Below are 24,263 nucleotides of genomic sequence, written 5' to 3' on the forward strand. Positions count from 1 at the left end.
TAAAGATATTCACTCTTTAGTGAGCGTTGTCTTCCTTGTTCAGAGCCTCACCGGTCTCTTCATCAAAGTGATCAGTGTGGAACTCGTACCACATCACGTTGATGATACCGAAGGCGCAGGCCAGCAGTACGCCAAGAATCCAGGAAAAATACCACATAGTCTGTCCTCCTTAGTAAAGTGAATGGCTGTTTTCAGCAAGGTGTTCTGCTGTCATACGGCCCCATAGCCTGTAGAAACACCAGGAGGTGTAGCACAGGATCAGCGGAACAAATATACCGGCCACGACGGTCATAATGCCCAGTGTCAGATGGCTGGATACCGAGTCCCACAGGGTCAGGCTGACATTGGGATTGGTGCTGGATGGCAGAATGAATGGGAACAGGGAGAAACCTGCGGTCATGATAATACCCGCCTGGGTAATGGAGCTGCAGGCAAAAGTCAGGCCGTGCAGACGACTGCTGGCCAGCAGGAAAACACCAATAGCACCGGCAAATCCCATCACCGGAGCGATCATCATGAAGGGGTATTTGCTGTAGTTGTTCAGCCAGACGCCAGCATCAGCGATGTGAACGACTTTGTTCAACGGGTTTGCTGCACCGTCAATGACCAGGCCACTCACTACTTCAAAACCAGGCAGGTTGGCGACCCAGACTCCAGCCAGGGCGAAAGTAACAATGGTCGCCAGAGCTGCCAGACGAGCAACAACGGCAGCACGCTCCTTGATGGGGGAACCGGCACGCAGACTCTGCCATACCGAACCCTGCATGGTCAGCATGGCAATACTGACAACACCACAGAGCAGGGCAAAAGGATTCAGCAGAGAGAAGAACCCTTGTGAAAAGGTAGAGCGCATGGTGTCGTCCAGATCAAAGCCGAAGCCCTGGAACAGGTTGCCGAAAGCTACACCAAATACCAGAGAAGGCACGATGCCGCTGATAAACAGTCCCCAGTCGCAGATCTTGGTGTGCTCAGGATTTACCTTGGAACGGTAATCAAAGGCCAGGGGTCTGAGGATCAGGGCAAATAGCACCAGTAGCATGGCCCAGTAGAAACCTGAAAATGCAGTGGCGTAAACAATCGGCCAGGCTGCAAACAGGGCACCACCGGCAGAGATCAACCATACCTGGTTACCGTCCCAATGAGGGGCAACAGCGTTGATCATGATACGACGTTCTTCGTCGGTTTTACTCATGAATGGCAGCAGGTTGGCGGTACCCAGGTCATAGCCATCCATAATGGCAAAGCCTATGAACAGGACTCCAATCAGGACCCACCAGATAAATTTGAGAACTTCGTAATCCATAGTGGTCTCCTGTTATGCCTGAGCCATATCGCCGGAGCGATTGCGTTCAAAGTGGTAGCGGCCGGTGTGCAGACTGCTGGGACCTTTGCGGGCGTATTTGATCATCAGGTACATCTCAATGATGATGCAGATCGTGTACAGCGCTGCAAAACCGAAAATACTGAGCCACAGGTCGGTTTCCGTCCGGGATGAAGCCGACATATAGGTAGGCAGAATACCGGAGATGGACCATGGCTGACGGCCATACTCGGCGACAAACCAGCCCATTTCACTGGCAATAAACGGCAGTGGCAGAGCATAGAAGCAGAGTTTAAGGAATTTAGGGCTTTTGTATTCAGACCGTCGAGCCGTTTTGTAAAAGGCTACCAGCATCAGGATCAACATCAGGACACCACAACCCACCATGATACGGAAGGCGAAGAACAACGGCCAAACAGTAGGAATGGCATCTTCTGCAGCCTGCTGAATCATTTCCGGTGTAGCGTTTGGAATGTCGTCTGTGTAGCGGGTCAGCAGCAGACCGTAACCCAGGTCGTCCACCACTTTTTCGAAGGCATCACGATTGGCTGGGGTGTCTTCACCATTCTTGAGCTTCTGCAACAACTCATAGGCTGTTATCCCGGTGGTAATACGCTCAACCTTGTTTTCAATCAGGTCCTTGATGCCCAGAACTTCGGTATCCAGGGAGCGGGTTGCAATGATGCCCATGGCGTATGGAATCTTAACGGCAAAGTCCGTTCTCTGTTCTTCCTGGTTAGGCAAACCGATGACTGTAAAGGCAGCAGGTGGTGGTTCGGTTTCCCACTCGGCTTCGATGGCTGCAAGCTTCACTTCCTGCACATCGCCTAGTTCATAACCGGATTCATCACCCAGCATGATGGTGGACAGGATCGCTGCCAGACCAAAACCGGACGCCACGGCAAAGGAGCGACGGGCGAAACCAATGTCACGTCCTTTCAGCAGGTACCAGGCACTGATAGACAGTACAAAAACTGCCCCAGTAGTGTAACCAGCAGCAACAGTGTGGATGAATTTAACCTGGGCAACAGGGTTGAGAACCAGATCAGCAAAACTGGTCATTTCCATGCGCATGGTTTCGAAGTTGAACTCCGCACCTACAGGGTTCTGCATCCAGGCGTTAGCGATCAGGATCCACATGGCTGAGAGGTTAGTACCAATCGCCATCAGCCAGGTACAGGCCAGATGCTGGACCTTGCTGAGCCGGTCCCAGCCGAAGAAGAACATGCCGACAAACGTCGACTCGAGGAAGAAGGCCATTAAGGCTTCAATGGCCAGGGGAGCACCAAAAATATCACCTACGTAGTAGGAGTAGAATGACCAGTTGGTTCCGAACTGAAACTCCATGGTGAGGCCGGTCGCCACACCCAGAGCAAAGTTAATACCGAATAATTTACCCCAGAATTTCGTCATGTCCCGGTAGACCTGTTTACCGGTCATGACATAAACCGATTCCATGATCGCGAGCATGAAGGTCATGCCCAGGGTCAGTGGGACAAAGAGGAAATGGTAGAGTGCCGTCATCGCGAATTGGAATCGCGATAGATCAATGACTTCTTCAGGAATCATGATGCTCCTCGTTTATGACAGTGTGAAAATCAAATCCGTACTGGAAATCAGGAAATTGAGCTGCCACAGAGGTCCTTTGTGCTGCAGTACCCGCGCGTTCAGTATAATAGATACATTATAAATGCATGTTTATAGCAGGCGCGACGAAGCGACCGTTTATACGGTTTTTATTAGGATATGGATCAATCTATGGCTGGTTAATCAGATTGTGCATATGTTACTCCGATTTGTTACATATCTGAACTTCGGTAAGACGCAAAATTTGATCTTTATCAAAAACGCTTTAAATCCCTTGTCTCGCAAGACATATTCAGAGAATAAAATGGTTAACATCTAAAAAAACAGGAGGATATGCTGTGTAAAAACGAAACAGTTTGTTAAAAAATAAGATTGAAAGCTATAAGTAGAATTGATATCTGTAATAACTACTTATCAGTATTCTCGATGGCACTATGGAAGACCCTGACCCTATATGCCCTGGGGCAAAGCGGATCAGGTATCGCTCATTCGATCTCAGCCATGAATAGTAGCAGAGCTGTATTTGCTGATGGCTTTATTGGCATTATAAAGGTCAATTTGCCAGTTGTTTTTGGCAGGAGGGACTTCGATGGGAGAGATATTCTCAAGTGAATATCGGGCACTCATCGGGCTTTCAAACTGGGCAATGAATTGCAGCCTTTGCAGATCGGCCTGATAGGTTTGTACCAGAAAGTTGATGGTTCTCTCACTGAGGGGAACCCGGTAATACCTGATCAGATTCTGGGCCAGTTTTTCGGCACTGGCGGATAAATTCTTGTCGACGTCTGCCGCCAGAGCCTCACCCAGGGATGCTTTTGTCTTGGCACTCATACCGGGTTCAATAAAGGCCAGGCTGGAAGCGTTGGAGCTTTCAATCGCCCGCTGAATCTGCGGGTCATGCAGGTGGACATAAGGGTCCAGTATGGTGGCAACTTCAATGGCGACCTCTCTGGCTCTGGTTTCCGTGAGATCTTTTTCCATGGGGGCTAAGGGGGAGTTATGTCGGTAACTTTCCCTTCGCAATCGGGACTCCCTTAGAAAGGCTTCCAGACGGTTGGCTACTTCCATCCGGGTGTCATCATCCAATTCTATGCTCTGTTCAGAAATGGTCAGACTGCGTTTTACGTTCTCATCAGGGTTTTGCTGATATAGCGTGGACAGTTTCTGCCAATACTTCAGGGCTCTTTTCAGTTTTTCACTGTCACGACCCTGTTTCAGGTAAGCGCGATGGGCCTCATTATACAGCTGAATGGCTTTATCAAGCTGCTTGCGCTTAATGTTCAGGGCCATGACATGCTTACCGGTTTTCCGGGTCAGGTCGCGGGCCTGTCGAACCTGAAGGCTAAGGTTATCGAGGGATTCTGTGGCGGCGGACAACAGTTTTTGAGGGCTGAGGCCGTGACCGGTAATAATGTCATTTTGTACATCGACATTGTGTAACCAGGTGGTCAGTGCCTTGAGTCGAGAATAAACACGGGCGCGGCTGATTCGGAAATCATTTCTTTCTTCTTCAAGCTTGTCCAGCGCCTTGGCCATTTCCCAACGGCCGGTATACTCAATTTTCAGCCAGGAAATTTCACGGCCACAAATCAGCTCAAAACAGAGGGTGAGAATTTCTTCAACGTCATGAAGGGTCATCAGTTCTTCATTGTCGCGTTCACTGGCTGTGAGAATTCGCTCAATAAACAATGGCTCTCTGGTCTGTCCTTCATGGGGGCGGGCGACAATGCCAGACAATCTGTTTTTAAGCGCTTGTGCAATGCGCGGATGAAGCTCCTTGAGTTCATTGTGATAACGCTCAGTTTCTTCAGAAACTTCATTCACAATGTCTCGCATTCGGTGGTAAAGACCCGCACGACGAAAAATCTCAATCTGTTCAGCTTTTCGAGCCAGCTTTGGGTCGCCGGTAATATCTTCAACGGCGGTGGACACCCATTCAGGGCCAAGGTCGAGCTTTCTGAGCAGTATACCGGCAGAGTGAATACGTCTGGCGTCTTCAGCCATGTTTCGCTGGGCCAGATCACGAACCATGTAAATAATTTCTGGAATGCGGTCTATAACACTGAGCAGATTATTCTTCTCTTTGCTGACTTTACGACCGTGTGTCACGTTGTACATCAACTTGGTGAACAAACCCATTCCGATGGCAACGATTGAGTAGCCGATAAAGTAAAGGGTTCTGTCCAGCGGCATCATGGTGCCGTAGCCAATGTAATACCCGGCAAAAGCCGCGAGGAGGGTAACCGGTCCGGCCGTCCAGGCATATTGCAGTATCGTGACACTCCAGGGCTCCTGATGGGGAGCGCGTGCCACTTTTTCCAGCCAGCTTAAATCTCTCTCTTCAAGCTGGAGGTCATCGTCATTCCGTTGCTGTCGCCAGCGACTGAACAGAGCGGGCATTGTCGTTTAATTCGCTTTGGGTGGGTGATCAGAATCTTATTCTAAAGTCTCATGACAATGTTTCAGTATATGTAGATTTACGCTTTCGAGTAAGTGTTTCGTAAGGCTGACACATTTAACTGTGTCTAGATATGAGTTTATAGCAACTGGTTTGAAGATAAACGATAGAGTGTTCAGTCGTCTTATAGACGTGTGGGAGAAAAATCTAGCTCTGATTGCAAGATAACATAGATGTTAGTGATTCTAATGGATGGTTTGAATACAGTCTGAAGGTAAATAAGCGTATTTTTGAGTATTTAATGATTCTGATGGGTAAAAGAGCAGTCATGCCCATCTAATGGCATGGAGGTCTTAGCTATGAATGTACTAATGGGCGCGAAGGGAGTCGTAGCAGCATCTATGTTTGCGACTGGAATGATTAAAAATGAAGCTGTAGATGGCGTTTCAGAGTCGTTCAAAATGGGGGCGAAACCGGGTGTATTCGCTGGGCGAATAGTTGATAGTGTCATTGGTATGTCTTTCGGTTTGGCAAAAAAAATAAGTGTTGCTGTATGTAATGGATTCAGAAGTTCAGAAACACGTGAGCCGGTGAAATCTATTTCAGAGTATTCAGCAGATAGTATTAAAGTGGTTAACTATCTTCTGGGTGGCTTGACGGGTCTGCTACTTTGTGGACCTATATCAGTGGTGTATACGCCACTCGTCATAGTAAAGGAGATGCCTTCTATTTATCACAATTCAGTTGATGCATTTAATAGTGTTAGGACTGGTGGGAGTGATCTTTTTATGAACCCTACAGGGAATGGTATAAGAATGGCGAGAGAATAGAGAGCTTCTATGCAGCGATGAAAGGGGCCTTTACAAGGCCCCTTTCAGTATATGTGCAATCTTTGAGTAGCAAGTTGAGCTTAGATGTAACGCGTCCTGACTTTTTTCTTTCAAGTGTTGATCAAAGCGTCTTTAAATACTCAATGATGGCCAGGGCACCAGCCTCGTTATCCGTCCAGTCCAGTTTGTAGGTTCTGTCGCCCTCCATAATATCGGTATCATGGCCCTTATTACTGATGGCCGGTGAGCGGTTGGATTGAAACAGGTAGCCCTCTTCAATCTGGTATGGTTTTGCATTTGGATCCCAGGAATATCCTACCTTGGCAGGATCGTAATCGAGTCTGCTTTTAATAAATTGGTTGGGTCGTGTTTTGGGCATCAGCAAATGATAAAGGGTAGGGATTGAGCCATTATGAAGATAGGGAGCCTGCGCCCAGATACCGACAAGAGGTAAGGCATTGTAGCCTTCATGCAGTCTTGGAGAGGTCATCGCCAGGCGACTTTTACCTTTCAGTGAAACGTCTCGGTATTCGGCGCAGGGTTTCACTTTTTTTCCATACATTTCGACTTCCGTATCCACTGAACAGTTTGTGTCGGACGTAAAGCTGCTTCTGGCTCCAAGGGTGATCAGTGTGCCAGCAATTTTGGCGCGGCCCATGTGAGTCCCCAGACTTTTATACACTTTACCGTTGTTGGGCTGGTGGCAGCTTGCACAATTTTCGGTGAACAGGGATTGACCTTCTTTGGCCAGTTCAATATCGACATCAAACGGGTAGGGAGCAGGTGGCAGTTTCTTCAGCAACACTTCAGAAAAAGCTGATACCCGGATATCAATGTTGTCAAATCCCAGGGTTAACTGGGCGGCGATGTTCTTATAGATGGGAAGGGGGATGTGGCCATTCCACTGGCCGCCACCATTTATAAGGTCAGACTGGTCTTCATTCCACCTGGGATCATGAGCGTCCTGGTACCAGACAGCCATGATGTCGGTAATGCCAGGATCGGAAGGCAGCGCCAGAGGGGCAAACCAGCTGATGACAGGCGTCTGTTTAAGATTGAAATAGGCGTTCACGGCATTAAAGGCGATGGCATCTTCCATGCCTGGAAAGCCTGACATGATCTCTGATTTTATTTCGGGGTAGAGGCGATCTACCAGAATATCCCAGCCTTTATAAACCTGCTCAGCATGAGCAGCAAACTCGGGGATGACCTTGTTGGCTTGTTGCTTGAACAGCGCTATCTGTGCTTTTTCATATTCGGCATCAAAGTGGCGGCCTTCAAACTGATAGTTTTTATAAAAGAAATTAGGGTTACTGGTGTGATTCTGTTCCAGTGCTTTCAGAAAGGTCTCTATGATAATGCTCTGCTTTTTATCGGGGTCGGTTTCGCCCTGATACAGTTTGGTCAGGGTCTGGGTTAACCTTTTTCTGAAACCTATGACATTAAACTGGGTGTTGATGCCGCCATCCAGATATTCCATTGAACCGTCGGGTAAACGAACACGACCGATATGGCAGCCGCCGCAGGCAAAAGAAGAGTAATCTATGTTGCCCAGAGCTGCTTTTCGGGATAAGCCACTGAAACCTATGCCTCTGGGTAAGGGGGAGCCTTGCAGTCTTTCATCCTGGAACAGTCCCATGACGGACAAAAAGTCATCCCCTTTACCCCAATATTCAGGGGCAACAACAGGCAGCAGTTTAAGAATGATAAAAGGAATGCCATCGGTTTCGCTGGTTGGAAAGTTGGCAAAACGTTGATAGGCCACTTGATGCTTGTTGAGGTGTTCTTTAATGGCTTGCTGTCGTTTTTCCCGGGCTTCTGGCCAGTTATCGGGTACTTCACGAACCATGGGAGGGGGTGGCGGGGCATACAACTGATCCCCTCCAAGGTAAACATCAAACAACCAGTAGGCTGCGCCAGCCAGTGTCAATATCAGCAGTCCAAACAGTTTACCCTTCATCCCTGATGATCCTCGTTATCGATCACGTCCCTGTGATACAACTATTCTCGGTCAGCCTCCTGGTACAACTAAGCGCTAAACCCCATACCGTTCGCACTGAGCCTGTCGAAGTGCAATACCAGTATCCTTCGACAAGCTCAGGATGAACGGAGTAGGTATGAGCATTAACGCTTGGCTGCATTAGCTCCACTGCAAATCGTAATGCTCCGGGAAGGGGCCGTCTTTGTAATCAATACTGCCATCACTGCTGATGCCTGGCATTAACATGACTTGTCTGACCATCTCTGGAATCATTTCCATTCCGACGTATTTACCCAGGCAGTCATGAGAAGCAAAACCGAAGGTAAAGTTGTGATAGAAATTCCTGCCGGGGGAGAAGGCGTCAGGATTGTCATAGGCATAAGTGTCGAACATGGCTGACTGGGTCAAAGCCAGCACATTAGTGCCTTTTTTGATGGTGGTAGCGTGAGGAGTACCCTTGGCCAATTCATAGTCCTGGGACATCTGTCGGAACATGTAGGGGCTTATGGGGACAAATCGAAGCGCTTCCCAGACCAGGTCGTCGAAGGCTTTGGTGTCTTCTTGGGCAGCGAGCGTTTTAGCTTTGTTGAGCAGCTCAGGTCTTTCCAGTATGAATTCAATCACCTGGGAAACGGCCTGAGAGGTGGTTTCGATAGCACCAATCAATAATCCCCCGGCATTGACACCGATACGGACCAGATCAAAGTCTACCTGTTCAGCAAAGCTGCTGCGCAGCATTCGGGAAATAATGTCGTCTTTGGCAACAGGCGTTTTTCTGCCGAGAAGCTTATTGGTGATGCCTTTAATGATGCGCCAGCCGATTAACAGCAGGTTTTTGGTTTCGTCCAGCTTCACCATGGCTAATTTACGAACCATGGTTTTTGTCATATAACTCTGCAGTTTGACTGTGACTTCACTGTGTTTGTCGATGATGTGCTGACTTTTCTCCGGTGAGTTCAGGTCAAATGGCTGATTATGGAACACATCGAACTGGTTCCAGAAGGACCAATCGATCAGATCGGTTTTTTCCACTTCATCCAGTCCAAAGTATTCCTGAACCAGGGTAGCGGGTACCATCCGGCAATACTGGTTAACAATCTCAATGTTGTTGTCAGCGTTTTTCAGGATGTCGGCGCTGGTTTGGGCAATCAGCTTTCGAATGGCAGGCAAGTCATTACGGTTCAGCATGCCCTGCATCAGAGACTTTTCACGATAGTGAAGAGCGTCATCGTCATGTGCCATAAGATAGCCGGGATCGGTGTCCGTTACTCCCATTTTGGGCTTGTAGAGGTCCACGGTGAAAACCTTGGGCATCTGGAGCATGTCACGAACATCAGTAAAGTGAGAAACCAGTGTGCAATCGGGAGTGACCAGAATCGGGCGTTCGGCTCGAAGCTGGGCGAAAAACGGCAAAGGCTCAGTCTTCATCCATTTAAGCACCTGGGGGTACTTTTCAGCATCGGGCAGGCTGTCGTATTCCGATAAATAGTCTTTGCTGGCGGTGAACAGGTTGGCAATACTGCTTTCAGCAAGTGGTGTTGTCATAAGATCCTTCTCTCTTACAGTCTGAGACAGGGCCACCCAAGCAGCCCTGTTACTTTATACAATCAGTTTTTTCGAATTACAGAGTTTTGATGTACTCAATAAGATCCCAGCGTTCCTGATCATTCAAGGCTGGCAGAACGGTACCATCCATTTGAGCGGTTTTTCCTGCGGCGTATTCATGACCCGTATTCAGGTTGCCACGTCCCTGGGTAATAAAACGAGTGCCGTCATAACCCTCTGATCTGAATCCGACTCTAACAGGGTCAAATTCTCGACTTCCGACCATAAAGGTGTCAGGGCGATAAACGCCTTCTTCTGGATCTCCGTCTCTTTTAGCGGGTAATAACAGATCGTATAGAGTGGGCACAGAGCCATTGTGCAAATAGGGTGCTGTTGCCCAGATGCCATTCAAGGGTCTGGCTTTATAAGCCAGCAGGGAGTTGTATGGGTTGGCTGTGGTATCCGGGTCATAGTTACCGTTTTTGACACTGGCCTTGATGTCATTGTTAAAGAAGGACAGGCCAACGGTATAGAACCAGTCAGCGATTCTGCGAATCCACCATTTGTCTGCGTCAGGGGTCGCTACAACACCTTTGGTGGCAGACGTCAGTGTTTGTACAACAGGAGCGGTTTCCGTGATGAGGACGGTACCGACATCAACATCCTGATAAGTGTGTTCGAAGTTACCGGATTTACCTTTGTATTGAACACTGTTTTCAGCCATGGCGGGATCGGTACCGATATGCTCAAGTCCAGACATCTGTGCAACAACGCGTCTGTCCAGATTGCTGCGATCAATGACTTCGTGGCAGGACTGGCAGTACTGGGCATAAATGCGCTGGCCGCGGGCAGCTTTTTTCTGATCGATTTCACCTAGAACTTCTTCAGGCCACACTGGCGATTGCAGGCTCTTGAGGTGTACTTCCAATCTTTGCAGGTTGACCAGATCTATGGAGGATTTGAAATCAATATGTTTGCGTTTGTGATCCTGTCCGGTGAGCCAGGATGAAAGGCTGAAGCCTTGATCACTAGCAGTCCAATCCAGAATACCGAAAACACCAATCACCTCACCGGTATTCCGGCCTAATGGGCCCAGGCCACTGTTGCCTGCCAGGCCATTCCACTGAACATAATCAGACTGGGCAATGTCCCACAGGAAGGGATAGCTGACCGGCGCATCAGGTTCATTGAACAGGGCGTTTCTGACGTAGAGTGTTTCTTTTATGGAAAGACCAGGGTAACCAGGCTCTTTGGACATCAGACGTTCAAGAATCAGGGAGAAATCGTCATTACCAAGAATGGTTTTGTTAACGCCTTCGAGTACTTTGTCGACTTCTGCCTGATTCAGAATGTGGCGACCAGATGGGCTGGTGACGGAAACAAGAGCGTCTTCGACATTATTCTTGCTGAGTACATATTGCAGAACACGGTTATAGATTCGACCAAATGCATCCAGACGTGCATGGCCGTATTTCACCTTGCTGTGGTTAATGGTGTTGTAGAGCTGGGTGGTTTCAGTCCATTTTTCCAGATCGGCAATGATCTGTTCTTCGTTTTTATAATCGTTCTTCAACGCCAATACATTTTTGATGAAACGATCACGCTTGTCGTTATCACTGAGCGTCTGCTTCATGGACCCTTCCAGGCTGGTCAGGAAACCAACCATATCCACCATGGCGGGACCACCATCGATACGAATGCCTGCTCCCTTATAGTTAACCTGAGCGGTATGACAGGCTGCACAGGTGTAACCCATGTAGTCCTTGCCCTGATAGGTTTCTTTAACAAAACCGACTGCCAGGCCGTCAGGGTTAAAGAAGGTGGGTTTTTGGGGCAGATAGCGATACTTGTCCATGTTCATATTGTCACGGACAGGTGTTTCAGAATCTTTTTGTTCCAGAGTCAGGAAGAAGTCATAGGGAAGGAGGGCAGAACCCTGAGTGGTATTGTAATACCAGAGGCTGTCGGAAGCAGACCAGCCCTGATCCAGATAGATCGGTGTGCTGTAGCTCTCGTTAAACTCGCCATTTTCGATCCCTACGGCACCACGCTGCGGATCGTCATCCCAGGACTGATAGACCTTACCGGAAATAAAGGTAATGGTGATAGAAAGGGCAAAGCCTAGACAGATAAACTTGATCGCCTGTCTGTTACGCGAGATCAAGTCTCCAGCAGCTTTGAACAGCCGGGTGACAAGTTGGAGAGCCATGATTAATGTCCCTATTGTTATGGCAAAAAGTTAATTGAGTTTTGTTTTTACTGGCAGGGCCTTTGGATTCCGGTTTTCTTATTCGTTATTTTTACCGGTTTGTATGCTTTATGGTATGGGTCAAAAAATGATCTTGCAAGCGCCTATTTGTTATGGAAGGGAGAATTCCCAGGGGCTGTAGAATAAGTCACAAGCATTTCGGACTAGGAAAGTCGTATATCCCTGCAGGAAGGAGCACGGCAAACTTTATTCTTTCCGGTGTTTTTTGCTTCATAGAGTGCGTCGTCTGCTTCCTTGAGCAACTTGTCCAGGGTGTCTGTCTGTGGTCCTGTAGCCGCAATACCCAGACTGATACTGAGTGGGACCGGACCTCCCTCGTACAGAGATGCAGAGTTTCTGAGTCGTTCTGCAATCTGAACACCACGAACCGCATCGGTTTCAGGAAGCAGGGCAACAAATTCTTCACCACCATAACGGGCAATCAAATCCTGTTGTCGTAACTCTTTTCTTAATCGGTTGGCCAGGTCAGAAAGCACTTTGTCTCCTGCCGGATGACCAAAACGATCATTGATCTGTTTGAAGTCATCGATATCAATAAAAATCAGACATGACTGAGCCTGCTCAGGGTCTTTTCGATGAACCAGTTCATTGGCTTCATTGACAAAGGCCCTGCGGTTCAGAATGCCGGTGAGTGAATCGAGGCTGGCCTGAAGCTTCCAGAAGCGGGTTTGCTGATTGGCCTGAAACAGGGTGCGGGCATGGGTGCTGATGTCGGTAATCTGCTGCCACTTTAATGATTTTTTTCGCTGACTTCCCGGGGATACCACGAGCAGTGTGTGATGATTTTCTTCGGTATGAAGAAGAAATACCCAGTACTTGACGCCGTTCCTGTCCTCCAGTCGAACATGATGTTCCTGGTCGGAGTTAATGATGCTTATCAATTCGTCTTCTATTGTATCGATGCTGCTTTTCAGGATTTGGGCGGCTTTTGGATAATGGCTGCTGATATCCCAATAATCCTTCTTTCGAACCAGAATCATTGAGGGGGTCCCAGGCATGACAGCATCCAGCGTTTCCAGAATCCGCTCACGAATTGCCTTTTCATCCATCAAGGCGTTAGTAGGAGCCTGTAAATGTTTGCGCAGGGCAGTATCAAATACACGTCGTTTATCATTATGGGTGGTCACCAGATTTATAGAGATCGCCTGACGATGCTTGTGACTGCGGTTAACCCAGTAAAGCCCTGTAATCATCAATGATTGCAGGGAGAGTAGAGCTAGTTCTGGCTGGTTGGGTATGGCCCGAGGCCAGTCTGTTGCTACCCAACTGCTGAACAGAGCAAAAAACAGTGTGGCCATCACCGGTAGAGCCAGTTTTGCAGGTCTAACACCTTGGGCAAATATAGTCAGCAGACTGGCGGTCAGGATGGCAGCGGTCAGGGCAATCATCAAAAATGCTGCATTCAGCAACATGATCTGTTGGGTCAGGAAGAATGTTGCGACAAACCCTACGGACATGAAACAAAGCCACAGCATTAATCGGTCAGTCTTGGGGGTGTATAAAGCGAGAAGCCCAAGGTTTTTATAACAGGCGAGGGCGGAAACCAGACTGATTACGGTCATAGTCAGTACCCAGAGGCCGGGATCACCTGACCAGTTGATCATCCTGAATATTTCACCCTGATGCATCAGAACGAGTGCAGTTGTGGCTAAAAGATGCGAAGTCAATAGCAGGTAAGATTGATGTCTTGTATAGATCATCACGGCTGCAGCTCCGACTAGAAAGAGTAACAGCAGTGCTAGCAATGAAGCGGAGAAAGCCTGGTTCTTGTATTCGTTGAGTGTGTAGAGTGATTGTGGCCACAGGCTGGGTGTCAGCCGATTGGGTTCTGACTTGTTGACCCGTATATAAAGATCGTGAATCCGGTTATCTGATAGAGCCAGTTTCAGGATTCTTGGATCAGATTTTGAGTGACGACTGCCCGAACCCAATGAATTCAGTCGATAGCCATTTTCAGTGGGTGTAAATACATCCAATTTTTTGTGAGGAGTACGCCTGAATACCAGTAACCAGTCAGAGTTAAGTGAGTGACTCAGGGTCAGGCGAAGTTTATACCATTGATCATTGCTGGATTGATCTCCACGAACAATAGTGTCCGGAGCGGAAACAGGCTTAAGGAAAGATGCAAGTTCGACCGGACCACCAGGGGTTGATTCGGCTACTGAAGCTGCCTGAATGGAGGGAGATATAAAAAAGAGGGGCAGCAGAACTGTCAGCAAAGTTCTGATGAACTGAGCCGCACGTTGAGAATGAGTCAATACGGTCAATGGAACCTGCAAAACAGGCTGTCCTCCTTGACGGTGCTATAGCGAATAAGGCTATAGCTAATAATGACATTACAGCTTTTCATTGTTGTTAGGGGGCTGCTTGTTTAAATCTAGTTATTCTGTAAACGATTGTGACATAGAGAAGGAGTGCAGGCCAATACAGAATAGGCTACTCCGTACTAATTTAAAGAAATACAGAAAGAATTAGCCCTTAAAGTGTGACGGCAAGTCAGATATTAAAAACTTGTCTGGAATTAACTTCCTTGTTGAAACTCTCTCAAAATTCGTTCGAGCAGAGCCTGTCGAAGTCCAATATCACTGACTTTCAACAAGCTCAGGGTGAATGGTTTTCACTCAACCAGGTTGGCTGTACAGATAGAAAAGTTATTGAATGTTTAAGCGCAAAAGAGCATCGCTGTCGCGTAAACGATCGATATAAAGCGTTTCAAAATCGTCTACAACGGCATTTTTTACGGACGGACGGCGCAGCATGTTGTTGCTCCAGGGGATGAGACCAGGGGCTTTCAGCATCAGCTGAGTATTGAGTCGTCTATCCATAATCTCTAGCCATCGAAAGATAGGTGCGAGCGCTGCGTCTACCAGGCTGAAACTTTTGCCATTGAAAAACGTTTTGCCAGATACTTCCTGTTCCAGTTTTATCAATAGGTTGATCAGTTGTTCCCTGTGTTCGTCCAGCTTTGCCTGTTCGGTTGCCACCATAAAGCGATAGCTGGTCATCAGCAGGCCAGAGCCGAACTCTATCCAGGCTCTGTGCTGAGCTTTTGTAAAAGGGTCATCCGGGTGGAGCGAAGGAGAGGTGATCTCATCCAGGTATTCATTGATCACTGCAGACTCAAACAGAATCTTATCCTGATTAATCTTCAATACCGGAACCTTGCCTGTAGGAGAAATGGCCAGAAACCAGTCGGGTTTATCATCCAGATCGATGTAAGTGATGTCGAAGGGGATGTCCTTTTCCAGCAGGGTGATGACGGAGCGCTGAACAAACGGACATAACTTGAAGCTGATCAGTTCGATGTTTGGCATGCCGATGTTACTCAGGAGAATGGAAGGTGAGAATTCATCAGGGCGGTTAAGCCCTGATGAAGGGAGTATTACACGCTGGCAAAGTGCTCTTTAGAATAAGCGACTTTTTCTTCGATGGGCATATTCCAGTTAGGCAGGGATTCAATCAGCTCAAGACGAGGCTGGATTCCGCAGCCATTGGCTATCTGGATGGCCAGTCCCGGGCGGGCATTGAGTTCAAGAATCAGAGGGCCGTGGACCTCATCAAGAACAATATCGACACCCAGGTAGCCGAGGCCTGTCATGTCGTAACAGGCCGCTGTAAGTTTCAGTAATCTGTCCCAGTGAGGCACTTTCAATTTCTCGAAACTATGTCCGGTGTCAGGGTGCTTCTCAATGGGCAGGTCAAACTGTACGGCCCTGAGGCTTTTACCACTGGCAATATCCAGTCCAACGCCTACGGCTCCCTGGTGAAGATTGGCCTTGCCATCCGATGCACGGGTAGCCAGACGCAACATGCCCATGACAGGGAAGCCCCTGAAGACAATCATGCGAATGTCCGGTACACCTTCAAAACTGTAATCATTGAAGACCGGGTCAGCCACAATCAAACTTTCGATCATGGCTACGTCACTCTTTCCACCCAGGCTGTAGAGGCCGCCCAGAATGTTAGAGACGTGACGGTTGATGTCTTCAAATTCCAGGGTATCGCCGCTGGCTTTGACGTAACGATCACCATCGCGGCCGACTATGACCAGAATGCCTTTACCGCCACTGCCCTGGGCTGGCTTGATGACAAAGCAGTCGTGTTGTTTAAGCAGGGTGCCCAGGTTCTTGATGTCATGCTGGTACTCAACAACGCCCAGTAGCTTTGGAACGTCGACACCGGCTTTTTCAGCCATGTGTTTGGTCGTCAGTTTGTCGTCTACCTGGGGCAACAGTTTGCGGGGATTATATTTGATTACATAATCCAGATTTCGCATGTTCATGCTCAGGATACCCGCCTCATGGAGGCTGGATGGACTGGCAAAACTGTTGAAAAACCGTTTAATGAACTCCATGGCTCAACCTCCAACCAGAGGCTTGAAGCGACGGAGTTCCAGCAAACGGTAACCAGTGTATTGACCCAGCATCAGGGTCAGACCCAGAACAGTAAAGAGCAGCTCAGGGAAGTTATAGGTCAGGTGTTCAACCATTGGGTTGGACATCAGCAGATAACTCATAGACGCTACCAGAAGACTGCCAAAGCCTTCTATCAGTACATCTTTGGGGCCTTCTTCTTCCCAGAGGATGGACATTCTTTCAATGGTCCAGGCCAGGATGATCATTGGGAAGAAGGTCACTGTCAATGCTTGGGTTATACCCATCTTCCAACTGAGCACACTCATGGCACCCATTATGCCTATGACGACGATTATGACCGCCGCCAGCCTGGCCACAAGGAGCATGTTGAGCTGACTCAAGATAGAGCGAATCCACAGGCCAATGGAAACAATGGTGATAAAGATCACCAGGCCTGGCAGCAGCTGGGTTTCCAGGAAGGCTACGGAAATCAGGACCGGCATAAAGGTACCTGACGTTCTCAGACCCACCAGAATACGCATGATCAGTACGACCAGGGTACCGATTGGAATCAGCAGGATGCTCTTGAAGGCATTCTGAACTTCCAGCGGCAGGGAGTAGATTGAGAAGTCAACCAGGGCTGCATCATCCGCCTGGGAAGTTTCTATAGCCAGGTCGCGGGAAGGTACGTTCTGGGAAATCATGGAAAAGGATACGCGAGAAGCAGTGCCGCCCATAACATCCATAAGTGATTTACCACCACGCTGCCACAGGAAGAAGTTCTCCGGATTACCGGATACGCCGGTTTCCGGATCAAACAGAATCCAGCCGTCGTTGGTATAAACCTCCAGCATTTCCACCATTGGCTGGCGACGTCTGCCGTCTTCCAGATACAGGCCGCGAACCACTCGGGCTGGAATATCGGTCATGGAAAGCATATCGATCAGCAGGTTGGTCAGCTCAGTGCGGTTATCAATCATGCTCAGAAGCATGTTGGTGTTCTGGCTGGGCTGCTTGGCAATAAACTCTTTGATCAGGGTGCCGGTAAAGCTGCGGCTGTCAGCAGAGCGTTCAGTTACTCTTTCTAACAAAGAGTTGGCCGCCGTTTGATATGGTTCTGGCAGGGAAGGCTTGGCCTTCAGCGTGCCGTTGTTTTCATCAACCGGTGGCGCCAGGGGCTCTGTTTGCTGACGATCAGGGTGCAGGTTGACCTTGTAGAAAAGGCTCTGCATTCCACTGGCTTTGCGTATGCTCCATTCGGCACGACGCTGGCCATCGTCTTCAAACTGATTAATACCATAGCCCGGAGAAGCAAAAGATTCGTTGAGAATTCTGAATCCGGATTGCTGATCGGGCAGCGTCAAAGTGGCTTTGGCAGGGCCGCCGTCCGCTTTGAATTGAATTTCTGCTTCAACACTCCAGACCGTTGTCGTTTCTCCACGGGTCAGGGGAAAGCCCAGAGCAAAGTGTTTATATAAAGTCAGGCCCAGACCTGCTGCGATCAGTATGATCACCGCCAGACTGAGTTGAAAACGTCCTTTCATTCAAAACCTCACTTCTTTAACTCAGCAATATATTGTTGGGCAACATCAACCAGAGCCGTATTGCTCAGGAATCTTTCGCCGATCAGAATCGGGTATTCGTAGCCTTGACGATCCGTCAGGGTAAATTCAACATCCTTGGCGATTTTACCCAGTGATATTGGGATAAAAACGGTGACTCGATCCTGGTTTTCCAGGCCGCCGTGACGTTTGATTTCAATTTCACGGTGTACTTTGCGCTCAAACATCTGGCTTTCATCGCCATGGATAATTTTGAAGCGAACCCAGTTCTCATTACCTTTTTTGAAATATTTGATTTCAGTGGCGCCTATGGAAGACGTCTTGGCACCGGTATCAATACGAGCCTTAAACGTATTTTTAAAGCCTTTAACATGAACCTGTTCAACTTCACCCAGTACTTGTAATCCGCCAATGTCTACAGGTTTGTCGATCTGTTCCTTGATACTCAGATTTTCATCAGCTGGAATCTTGCGGGTGACCGTATCAAGGACTTTGTTGGTGGCAATGTATTTTTTACCTACATCGGCAATGGCCATGTCTTTGAGAAAGTCACGACCGACCAGCAGAGGGAATTCAAATCGGGTTCTGTCGTTCAGGGATATATCCAGATTCTGGGTAATGTCGCCGACTTTAACGTTCATGTTAACAATGGGGCGAGACTGGGATTCTTCTCCTGGTCGTTTGATCAGGATTGTGTCCTTGACGGGCAGTTCCAGTGTGACTTTACCTTTGCTGGTTCTTGGCAGATCAAAGCGAACCCACTTTTTGCCGTCCCGTTCAAAGTTTCTGATGTTTCTGGCATCAATTGAAGAACGACCGGCTCCGGTGTCAATTTTGGCATCCATTTCCAGGCCGTATTCTGTCAGAGTGCCTTTTTCGGCAAAACCGAGTACCAACTTGCCCTCAAAGCGGGCTGGAGTTTGGACCAGTTGCTGCTTGACAGAAATAGTATCAGGGCGAGGAGGTTTGGAAGGTTTATTACCTTTTGCTTCGCCAGTTGTTTGTTCTGGTTTGGAGGACTCGGTTTCAGTCTGGGGAGTCTTCTGACTGTCCGTGGTTTGAGCAGGTTGTTGCAGTACCTGGCAGCCAGTCAGAGCGGAAATCGCCAGGATAACCGCGGGTATTGCCGGAAAACGGGTCATGGGTACGCTACTTATGTATACATAAATGAGTGAGTGGTAGCCGCGATAGTTTATCGCAAGCAGAGCAGCTTACTTGATGTTTAACCACTTGCCAAGCGATTGCCCTGGCATTGTGTCTTATTGTGATATGGAAAGTTACTGTCTCTCATAATTTTGTAAAGCATGTTTGTTTTTTAGACTTTTCGATCAGTTAAAGGCGATGTACAGATAGCATTTTAGTGCTCACAAGAAACTGTATAAAGGTTTTATGGCAAAGGTATTAATACGACAAATGTTTAGTGGTCAGAGTGTGATTCAGGCTTAGGTTTGCCCGGATGCTGATCTCCGGGCCGTATAATCCTTCGCTTACAAATGATCTTCGTGGGCTGTTGACGATGGGGAGGAGAGTTTGCCCAGTAGGCAGGTCAGAGCAATAGTGACAACAAAAGGTGCCACCCAGCTGAGATTGAAATCATGTCCCGGCAGCATTTTAAAGGGTTCCAGCAGTTCTTTTGCCAGTGGATGGTTTACGCCCTTGCTGGCATCGACAATGCTAAGGATAAATGTCACCAGCAGAGTCGCCCGATAGACGAGATTTGGGTTGGGTAAAGAGTCCCTGATCAGACCCAGGAGTATCAGGGCAATGCAAACGGGGTACAGGATCAGTAAAACTGGAATAAACAGTTCAATGATCTGGTTCAGGCCCAAATTTGCAAACATCATGCAGGAAAGGCTGATGACGGCGACCAGAACCCTGTAGTTGAACTGGTTGTTGAGTTCACAGAAATACTCTGATGCAGCAGTCAGCAAGCCAATTGCTGTCGTCAGGCAGGCCAGGGTGACAACGGTTGCAAGCAGGATATTGCCGTAGATGCCAAACAGGTGGTTAACATACACGGAGAGTATATGGCCCCCGTTTTGAGGATTCGGAATAATCTCCCGGCTGGTTGCCCCGAGATTAAATAATGAAAGGTAGACAAGTGCGAGACCTGCAGCTGCGATACAGCCAGTAATCAGAGAGTGTCTGACCAGAGCACTGGGTGAGGTAATGCCGTGGGATTTAAGGTTGGTGATAATGACTATCCCAAACAGTAATGCAGCCAGAGCGTCCATGGTCATATAGCCTTCCAGAAAGCCGCGGGCGAAGGCATTGTCTACATAGTCGTTCATAGGCTCGCCAGCTTCACCCAGTGGGTGGATGACGGGGGCTATGCCAAGAATAACCAGTAACAGAATTAAGGCAGGGGTGATGATTTTGCCAACGGACTCAAGAAGTTTTCCGGGATTGAGACTTAGATACCAGGCAATACCAAAGAAAACGACGCTATAGAGAAACCTTGATAAGGCGCCAGGCTCTTCAATAAAGGGAATCATTCCTACTTCATAAGCGACCAGTCCCGTTCTTGGGGCACCATAAATAGGTACCACAATCAGATAGATGCAACTGCCCATCAAGGCTATGAGGCTGCGGGGAAGCTCCCGGGTAATTTCATTAAAGCCGCCACCCACCCGGGAAATCATCACGACCGCTAACAGCGGTAGGCCGACGCCAGTCATCAGAAAGCCTGCGGCAGCAAGCCATATCTGGGTGCCGGCCAGTTGGCCAGCCAGAGGAGGGAAAATCAGATTGCCCGCGCCAAGAAACATGGCGAAGGTCATAAATCCCATTCCAATAATGTTCTGCAGGCTTAATCGTTGCTTCATGCTATGGCTCTGCCTTGATTCATTTTATCGGGCGAAATCTCTAGGAAGCAGGCTTAGGATAGCGTTCGAATATAAAGTTCAGTAGAACGAGGCGCAGTCAAGAGCTTTTTAGAGCTGCTAAAGGTACGGCCGTTCTTTCTGGGCTTTAAGCCGAACTGTCTATTCTTAGCCTGCCTTCAAGTATGGACTCAATTTCTGAAAGTGGTAGCCTGCGCTTTCTGCACCTTCGCTTCCTTATTGCCTGTGTTCGCCATGAATAGTCTGACTCAAATTGTTTTTGTTAGTTCTATTATCGAGGTCTGAGGCTGCTTCATTAACTTTTGTTAATGTTCTGATCACGGTGAATTCATCCGGAAAACGCTATTTTGTCCCACAATAGTGCAGTATTTAATATTCAATGGGATTGGTCTCAATCCGCTTAAAAGAACAGGGTGGCTCATGAGGTTACTAAAAGAGGTTATTTTGGGGCTGTTTCTGGTCTCTACTGCGGCATTGGCCGGTCAGGATGATGTGATTGCCCGTCTGGCCATCGAAAATGCCAAAATCAAGCCTGAAGAAGCTATTCAGAAAATTACAGACAAGTATCCGGGTTACCTCAGTGAGTTCGGAATCGATGATGAAGATGGCGCTATGGTTTATGAATTTACCGTCGTCGATTCCCGGGAGGGGGTTGAGTTAGAGCTGATTATGGATGCCGAGTCCGGCAAGATATGGCTGGATGAAAAAGATCGCATCTCAAGTAATAAGCTCAAGACCCGGAAGTACCAGCTGCTTATGAACAGTGGAGTGACCCTTCAGAAAGCTGTGGAAGAGGCCATAAAGGTGGTTCCGGGCGTTCTGATGGAGGCCGAGCTTGAGCAGGAAAAAGGTATTGTCTTTTTCGAAATAGAGCTGCTCACGGATAAAGGGGAGCGCAAGGTTATTGTTGACTTGCAGTCAGGTAAGCCCATTCCTGTAACCCGTTAGTGGTGATAGAGTTTTTTCACGCTTATTCCATACAGTGCCTAAGGTCTGAAGATGAAATTGTTAGTGGTAGAGGATGATCAGACAACCCGTGACTACATTGCCAAAGGGTTTATGGAGCAGGGCTGGACTGTTGATGTGGCGGATAACGGCAGGGATGGTTTATTTCTCGCCTCTGGCGAAAGTTATGATGTCATTGTGTTGGACCGGATGCTGCCTCAGATGGAGGGGCTGAAAGTTCTGGCAGCACTTCGGGCGGCTGAAAATCAGACCCCGGTTATTATTCTCAGTGCCCTGGATGGTGTCGATGATCGTATCAAAGGTTTGAAGCAGGGAGGTGACGATTATCTTTGTAAACCTTTCTCTTTCGGTGAGCTTCTGGTTCGTGCCGAAATCCTGACTCGCAGGGGTCATGCCAAGGAAGCCGAAACTTCGCTGGTTATTTCCGATCTTGAGATGGATTTGCTTTCAAGACGTGTGGTGAAAAATCAGATAGAAATTGACCTTCAGCCAAGGGAGTTTCAGTTGTTGCGCTTTTTGCTGGAACATAAAGGTCAGGTGATCTCCAGAACCATGCTGTTTGAATCGGTCTGGGACTATCACTTTGATCCGGGCAGCAACATTATTGATGTCCATGTGGCCAAGTTGAGGAAAAAGCTGGACTCTGCCGGTGGCGCTTCATTAATCCAGACGGTCAGAGGAGCGGGCTATGTACTCCGTGAGCCGGCTTAATCCACTGGCTCGACTCAGGGCCTCATCGCTGGTTCGTTACACCCTGATCCATACTGCTATTGTCATTGTGCTTTGTGGCTCTGCTCTCTGGCTGGTGAAAGATTTTAGTCTGGGCTTTTATCAGAAAAGACAGGATCATTTTGTTCTGGAGCAGCTTAATTCCCTGTCATCGCTGGCAAAAAACAGCTCTGAATATGAGTTCAGGGAGGCCGTTGACCAACTGGCTGAAGACAGTCGGCAGGTGCTAGTGGTGTTAAAAACACCTGATGGCTATCTCGGAAACCTCAATTATTTACCTGAGACGGTTCCTGTTGCTCCCGCCATGGGCAGCTTCTGGATACTGGGTGACTCGGTATTGGGGGATGAGCGTTTTCAGAGAGTCCGGGGCAGTCGTATTAATACTCCCTGGGGTCCCATGGTGGTGGCCTATAACTCGTCGGACTTTAATCTGTTTGTCTCTCGATTCACGCTGGCTCTTTATTCCGCCATGATTCTGGTATTACTGGTTGGACTGGTAACCGGCTTCCTTTTTTCCAGAAAGGTAATGGCTCGGCTTCACAGTATTAATCAAGTGACTGCCAAGGTAGGTGAGGGTGAGTTGGCGGCCCGTGTGCCAGTGTCAAAAAAGGGCGATGAGTTTGATGAGCTGGCCGGGCATATCAATCATATGCTGGAACAGATAGAGGACTCGGTTGAAGCGATTGGATCTGTCACCAGCAGTATTGCTCATGACCTAAGAACTCCGCTGTCAAGGTTGAGGATCAGGCTGGATGGATTTCTTCGCAAGGGTGGCGCTGATGCTGAAGATATCATTGAAGCCCAGGCTGAGCTTGAAACCATTCTGCATACCTTTAATGCCATGTTAGAACTGACCAAGCTTGAGTACGGGCAGGGCAATTTAGAGTTTTCAAATTGCAATCTCGATGAGATTGGCACCGAGGTGATAGAGCTGGCAGAACCCCTGGCAGAAGAGCGTGAGCAGTCGCTGATGCTTGAAGTGCAGGAGACTCTGGTGATTAACGGGAATCATCAGTTACTGTTCAGAATTCTGTTCAATCTGGTTGAAAATGCGATCAAATATGCCCCGGAAGACAGTGAGATCAAAATCGTAGTGGATCGCACATCCGTTTCTGTCATTGATCAGGGCAGAGGTATACCGGATTCGGAGCAGGAAAAGGTCTTCCAGAGGTTATATCGTCTGGATGAAAGTCGTACTACGCCAGGTCATGGGCTGGGTCTGTCACTGGTTAAGGTGGTGGCTGATCTTCATGGGGCTATCATCAGCTTCGATCGTAATGATCACCGTTTTGCTGTCAAACTGACCTTTCCTTCGTAAGTGAGTGAAGCCTGTCTAGAGGCAGGCTTCACTGTTATTTACAAGTCTTCTTTAGTATCTCTGTGGGGGGCTACGCACAAATCATCGTGTGGATGGTTGGCAATAATGTGCTGAAAGGCTTCTTTGGTCAGGTGAATCATGGTTTCATGGTCGCCTGCCTCCAGGTACACATCCGGCAGTTCACTGAGTTTGTTATCCCAGATAGAGTCCATTTCGTAGGCGTCTCCTATAGGGGGGATTGCACCTTTCTGGCAGTCCCTGAACTGTTGGCTCAGCTCCATTTCGCTGGCCAGTTTCAGCTGGCAGTCAGTGATTTCTTTCATCTGCTTCATTTGCAGACGACTGGAGGCAGGTACTATTGCCATCAGATAGTTGTCGACATCGTCTTTCAGGATTACAGCCTTGGCGACATTGCTCAAGGGTATCTGGGCTGCTATGGCACTTTGTACCGAGCTGTGACTGGGAGGGTGAGAAATAGTGTCAAAAGGAATGTTGTTGGATTGAAGGTACTGATCGATTTTCGGAGCTATGCTCATGAGTCCGGTCTCCGCAGAAAAAG

General features: G+C 48.3%; 18 protein-coding genes. 4 read left to right on the forward strand and 14 right to left on the reverse strand.

Annotated features, from left to right (window positions below; genetic code table 11):
- Window positions 1-16 precede the first annotated feature (16 nt).
- The 4 genes from cydX to WG89_RS21105 form a co-directional block, all read right to left on the reverse strand.
- A complete protein-coding gene (cydX, locus tag WG89_RS29595; RefSeq protein WP_079253965.1) occupies window positions 17-157 on the reverse strand; it encodes a cytochrome bd-I oxidase subunit CydX in 141 nt (46 codons plus the stop codon).
- Window positions 158-169: 12 nt separating this feature from the next.
- Window positions 170-1,303 carry a cytochrome d ubiquinol oxidase subunit II gene (gene cydB, locus WG89_RS21095; protein WP_062269531.1) on the reverse strand — a complete coding sequence of 378 codons (1,134 nt, stop codon included), beginning with the start codon at window positions 1,301-1,303 and terminating at the stop codon, window positions 170-172.
- A 12-nt stretch (window positions 1,304-1,315) separates the two neighbouring features.
- Window positions 1,316-2,890: a cytochrome ubiquinol oxidase subunit I gene (locus tag WG89_RS21100; RefSeq protein WP_062269532.1), complete on the reverse strand. Its 1,575-nt coding sequence runs from the start codon at window positions 2,888-2,890 to the stop codon at window positions 1,316-1,318.
- Between the two features lie 513 nt (window positions 2,891-3,403).
- Complete coding sequence (locus WG89_RS21105; RefSeq protein WP_062269533.1) at window positions 3,404-5,308, reverse strand: hypothetical protein; 1,905 nt, start codon at window positions 5,306-5,308, stop codon at window positions 3,404-3,406.
- A gap of 357 nt (window positions 5,309-5,665) precedes the next feature.
- On the opposite strand from WG89_RS21105, the gene WG89_RS21110 reads away from it, so the two are divergent.
- The gene (locus tag WG89_RS21110; RefSeq protein WP_062269534.1) at window positions 5,666-6,136 is read left to right on the forward strand and encodes a hypothetical protein; all 471 of its coding nucleotides are present in this window, start codon (window positions 5,666-5,668) and stop codon (window positions 6,134-6,136) included.
- A gap of 121 nt (window positions 6,137-6,257) precedes the next feature.
- Here WG89_RS21110 and WG89_RS21115 read toward each other — a convergent pair whose 3' ends face one another.
- From WG89_RS21115 to brnQ, 9 genes are all read right to left on the reverse strand, one after another.
- Window positions 6,258-8,096 (reverse strand): c-type cytochrome, encoded by a 1,839-nt coding sequence (locus tag WG89_RS21115; protein ID WP_216638532.1) that lies wholly within the window; start codon window positions 8,094-8,096, stop codon window positions 6,258-6,260.
- A gap of 180 nt (window positions 8,097-8,276) precedes the next feature.
- Window positions 8,277-9,662: a cytochrome P450 gene (locus WG89_RS21120; RefSeq protein WP_062269555.1), complete on the reverse strand. Its 1,386-nt coding sequence runs from the start codon at window positions 9,660-9,662 to the stop codon at window positions 8,277-8,279.
- Window positions 9,663-9,738: 76 nt separating this feature from the next.
- Window positions 9,739-11,871 (reverse strand): di-heme-cytochrome C peroxidase, encoded by a 2,133-nt coding sequence (locus WG89_RS21125; protein ID WP_062269535.1) that lies wholly within the window; start codon window positions 11,869-11,871, stop codon window positions 9,739-9,741.
- A 203-nt stretch (window positions 11,872-12,074) separates the two neighbouring features.
- The gene (locus WG89_RS21130) at window positions 12,075-14,210 is read right to left on the reverse strand and encodes a diguanylate cyclase (RefSeq protein ID WP_062269537.1); all 2,136 of its coding nucleotides are present in this window, start codon (window positions 14,208-14,210) and stop codon (window positions 12,075-12,077) included.
- A gap of 372 nt (window positions 14,211-14,582) precedes the next feature.
- Window positions 14,583-15,245 (reverse strand): glutathione S-transferase family protein, encoded by a 663-nt coding sequence (locus WG89_RS21135; RefSeq protein ID WP_062269539.1) that lies wholly within the window; start codon window positions 15,243-15,245, stop codon window positions 14,583-14,585.
- A gap of 68 nt (window positions 15,246-15,313) precedes the next feature.
- A complete protein-coding gene (locus WG89_RS21140) occupies window positions 15,314-16,285 on the reverse strand; it encodes an alpha-L-glutamate ligase-like protein (protein ID WP_062269541.1) in 972 nt (323 codons plus the stop codon).
- Window positions 16,286-16,288: 3 nt separating this feature from the next.
- Window positions 16,289-17,830, reverse strand: a complete 1,542-nt coding sequence (locus tag WG89_RS21145; RefSeq protein WP_062269544.1) for a UUP1 family membrane protein — start codon at window positions 17,828-17,830, stop codon at window positions 16,289-16,291.
- Window positions 17,831-17,838: 8 nt separating this feature from the next.
- On the reverse strand, window positions 17,839-18,990 hold the full coding sequence (locus tag WG89_RS21150; RefSeq protein WP_062269546.1) for an ATP-dependent zinc protease family protein: 1,152 nt from the start codon (window positions 18,988-18,990) through the stop codon (window positions 17,839-17,841).
- A 345-nt stretch (window positions 18,991-19,335) separates the two neighbouring features.
- Window positions 19,336-20,673: a branched-chain amino acid transport system II carrier protein gene (gene brnQ / locus WG89_RS21155; protein WP_062269548.1), complete on the reverse strand. Its 1,338-nt coding sequence runs from the start codon at window positions 20,671-20,673 to the stop codon at window positions 19,336-19,338.
- 438 nt (window positions 20,674-21,111) lie between these two features.
- Between brnQ and WG89_RS21160 the strand changes: the two genes are divergently transcribed.
- The 3 genes from WG89_RS21160 to WG89_RS21170 are packed head-to-tail and all read left to right on the forward strand — an operon-like array spanning window position 21,112 to window position 23,704.
- Entirely contained in the window at window positions 21,112-21,639 is a 528-nt protein-coding gene (locus WG89_RS21160; protein ID WP_062269550.1) for a PepSY domain-containing protein, read from the forward strand.
- Between the two features lie 51 nt (window positions 21,640-21,690).
- Window positions 21,691-22,368, forward strand: coding sequence for a winged helix-turn-helix domain-containing protein (locus tag WG89_RS21165; RefSeq protein WP_062269551.1), 678 nt, complete (start codon window positions 21,691-21,693; stop codon window positions 22,366-22,368).
- Entirely contained in the window at window positions 22,346-23,704 is a 1,359-nt protein-coding gene (locus tag WG89_RS21170) for an ATP-binding protein (RefSeq protein WP_062269552.1), read from the forward strand. The genes WG89_RS21165 and WG89_RS21170 overlap by 23 nt, the downstream gene beginning before the upstream one ends.
- 38 nt (window positions 23,705-23,742) lie before the next feature.
- Here WG89_RS21170 and WG89_RS21175 read toward each other — a convergent pair.
- On the reverse strand, window positions 23,743-24,263 hold a 521-nt coding region (locus tag WG89_RS21175; RefSeq protein WP_216638533.1), incomplete at its 5' end, for an aminoacyl-tRNA deacylase.

Origin of the sequence: Endozoicomonas arenosclerae (assembly GCF_001562015.1) — a bacterium.
Taxonomy (GTDB): Bacteria; Pseudomonadota; Gammaproteobacteria; order Pseudomonadales; family Endozoicomonadaceae; genus Endozoicomonas_A; species Endozoicomonas_A arenosclerae.